Source organism: Nocardiopsis sp. TNDT3, from assembly GCF_003427465.1.
Classification (GTDB): domain Bacteria; phylum Actinomycetota; class Actinomycetes; order Streptosporangiales; family Streptosporangiaceae; genus Nocardiopsis; species Nocardiopsis dassonvillei.
Genome location: NZ_QPFC01001054.1, coordinates 1 through 2,921, shown reverse-complemented (window position 1 = coordinate 2,921; position 2,921 = coordinate 1). Strand labels below are relative to the sequence as shown.

The window sequence follows — 2,921 nt, the reverse complement described above, 5'->3', positions numbered from 1 at the left end:
GGCCCGTTTCCGTGGGAGACCACGGAAACGGGCCCTTCGCGTTGCCCGGCGGGGACGGCGGACGGCCGTGCCCCGGGACGGCCCCGGAAGGGTTCGGGGCACCGAATCCGCCTGTCGCGCGGGAGCGCTCCGGCACGCGCGCAACCCGGGTTGACAACACGAGAGTGCGCAACCTAGGTTGACAACCGTAGCCGCGCAACCTAGGTTGACGCCATGGATGCGGTACAGCTGGCGGCCACCGCCTCGGACACCTCGACCCCCGTGCAGGGGCTGCGCGCCGTCGCCTCCCTGCGCGCGGTGGTCGACTCTCTGGAGCTACGGCAGGTCGAACAGGCGCTGCGGTCGGGCGAGTCATGGAGCTCCATCGCCGCCGCGCTCGGGGTGACCCGTCAGGCCGTCCACAAGAAGTACGGGAAACGGTTGAGCCACATCGAAGCAGCCAAGAGGGGACAACGATGACGAAACCGTCGGCGAAACGGAGCATCCTCAACAGGGGCTTCGACCGGATCGCGATCTCCGGGGCCGCGAGCCGCGAGGCCGCCCGCGCGGGCCGCACCGAAGTCGGCTTCGAGCACCTGTTCCTGGGAGTGCTGGTCACCGGCGGACCGGGGGCCCGCCTGCTCATGGACTCCGGGGTGGGCCTGGCGGAGGCGCGCGCGGCGATCGACGGGCTCCTCCGCGAGGACCTCGCCCTGTTGGGCGTCGACGTCACCGTGCCGGTCCCGTCCGACGAGGAGGAGAAGGGATGGCTCCGGTTCACTCCCCGCCTGGAGGAGATCGAATACGACGTCCCGCTGGCCGGGGGTGACGCGGCCCTGCTCACGGCCCTGATCGACGACGAGGGCGGCCGGGTGCGGCGGGTCCTGGACCGGCTGGGCGCGGACACCGACCGGATCCGGCGCGACCTCGGCGCGTTGGCGGAGAGTCCGCAGGCCCCGGAGCCGTCCCCGGCGGACGGCGACGCCACCGCCGAACAGCCGCCCGAGGGGTGGGAGTACACGAACTACGACCTCGAGGTGCCCGTGGCGGCCGGCCGGGTGTGGGAACTGGTCAGCGACCCGGAGCGCCGGGGCGAGTGGGATCCGGCCTCCGGTTCGTCGCGGCAGCTCGGGGACGGCGTCGTGGAGCTGACCAACAGACTCACGGAGGACGCGATCAGGGAGTCGATCACGCACAGCGTGCCCGGCCGTGAGGTCACCTGGACGCAGGAGGGCAGCGAACGCGCGCTGCGGATCCTCATCGAACCGCTGGGGGAGCGCTCCAGGCTGCGCCTGCGCTGGTCCTGGCGCAACGGCCTGAAGCACCGGGCCGTCGCCAACCGCGTGGTCAAGTGGATCGCCTGGCAGAACGTCCGGGGGCGCGCCCAGTCCATCGCCCAGGCCGCCGCGTCGTAGCGGGCCCTGGCGGATGTGGGGCCGGGGCCCGTGTCGCCAGGACGCGTGCTGCCGGAACCCGTACCGCCGGGGTCCGTGCCCCGCCCGGAGGGGGCACGCCGGAGGAAGCGCGCCGGCCCCGGTGGTTGGGGCCGCCGCAGGGGTACGGGAGGCCCGGACCACCGGGGGCGGCGTCCGGGACCCGGCCGAGGGGACGGGAGACCCCGGTGTTCCTCGGGCACGGACGCCTCGTGGCCTCCGGGAACGAACCCGTCACGTTCTCCCGGAATTCATGTCCTCCACGCAGGAAGCGGACAACCCGGCAGGAGGGCTCGACGTCCTCTCTGTGAACTCCCATCGGACCAACCAGTCCGCCGCCCGGCGTTCCGGCCCCGGTGAAAGACCCGGTTGGCTCCTCTTGAGACCACCCACAGGAAAAGACGTGACGTACGTGTCCCTCCCCCATTCCGTCGGGCGCGCGACTCTCGCCGCCTCCGCCGCCGCGCTCCTCGCCTTCGGGCTCGCCGCTCCGGCCTCCGCCGACCCGGTGGAGACCTACGAGGGCTCCGTCCGCGCCCAGTACCCCGCCACCGCCGCGTCCGGCGTGGACGTTCGGATCAACGGTGAGATGGAGAGCACGAGTCTCTTCGACCTCCGGTTGGAGAACGGCACCGCCCTCACCGCCTACTGCATCGACCTTGAGACCAGGATCAAGGACAACGCCTGGTACCTGGAGGACGACTGGGCGAACTACCCGGGCAGGGGCGACTTCGCGGAGCCGGGCAAGGTGCACTGGATCCTCCAGAACAGCTACCCGACCGTCAGCGCCGCCCAGCTCGCCGAGAACGCGGGGCTGAATCGGGGCAACGCCCGCCACTTCGGTGATGAAGAGGCGATCGCCGCCACCCAGGCCGCCATCTGGCACTTCAGCAACGGCGCCGAGGTGACCGCGAACGACCCGAACGGCGTCAGGGCGGTCTATGACTACCTGGTCGGGGAAGCCCAGGACCTCCCGCAGGAGCCCGGTCCGACCCTGAGCATCACCCCGGGCGAGGCCTCCGGCAGCGCGGGCGAGACGATCGGCGAGTTCCTCGTCGAGACCAGCGACGCGGACGGCATCGAGGTCAGCGTCCAGGCCCCCGAGGGTGTCGAGGTCGAGCTGGTCGACCTGGAGACCGGCCAGCCCGTCACCACGGTCAACAACGGTGACACCGTCGGCCTGGCCGTTCCGGAGGGCGCGGCGGAGGGCACCGCCTCCTTCTCCCTGGAGACCACGGCCACCGTGCGGTCCGGCCGCCTGTTCAAGGGCGAGGAGGAGTACCAGCCGACCCAGACCCTGATCACCGCCCAGGACAGCGAGGTCACCGTCTCCGCCTCGGCCTCGGTCTCCTGGACCGGCGGCGGCGAGACCCCGCCCCCCACGGAGGAGCCGAGCGAGGAGCCCTCCGAGGAGCCGAGCGAGCCCGAGAGCCCGGAGCCGACCCCGAGCGACAAGCCCTCCGAGCCCGCCGACAAGCCGTCCGAGCCCGCCGACGACCAGAACGAGCC

General features: G+C 72.2%; 3 protein-coding genes. All 3 read left to right on the top strand.

Annotation, left to right across the window (positions count from 1 at the left end; genetic code table 11):
* The first annotated feature begins 213 nt into the window (after positions 1 to 213).
* Positions 214 to 459, top strand: coding sequence for a hypothetical protein (locus DQW06_RS23710; protein ID WP_013151223.1), 246 nt, complete (start codon positions 214 to 216; stop codon positions 457 to 459).
* The gene (locus DQW06_RS23705) at positions 456 to 1,394 is read left to right on the top strand and encodes a Clp protease N-terminal domain-containing protein (RefSeq protein ID WP_117199339.1); all 939 of its coding nucleotides are present in this window, start codon (positions 456 to 458) and stop codon (positions 1,392 to 1,394) included. Before DQW06_RS23710 ends, DQW06_RS23705 begins: the two co-directional genes overlap by 4 nt.
* 421 nt (positions 1,395 to 1,815) lie before the next feature.
* Positions 1,816 to 2,921: thioester domain-containing protein (locus DQW06_RS23700; RefSeq protein ID WP_117199338.1), on the top strand; the 1,106-nt coding region annotated here is incomplete at its 3' end.

Coding starts and splice junctions, on each gene's coding strand:
- DQW06_RS23710 (WP_013151223.1), top strand. CDS start 214: ATGGATGCGGTACAGCTGGCGGCCACCGCCTCGGACACCTCGACCCCC.
- DQW06_RS23705 (WP_117199339.1), top strand. CDS start 456: ATGACGAAACCGTCGGCGAAACGGAGCATCCTCAACAGGGGCTTCGAC.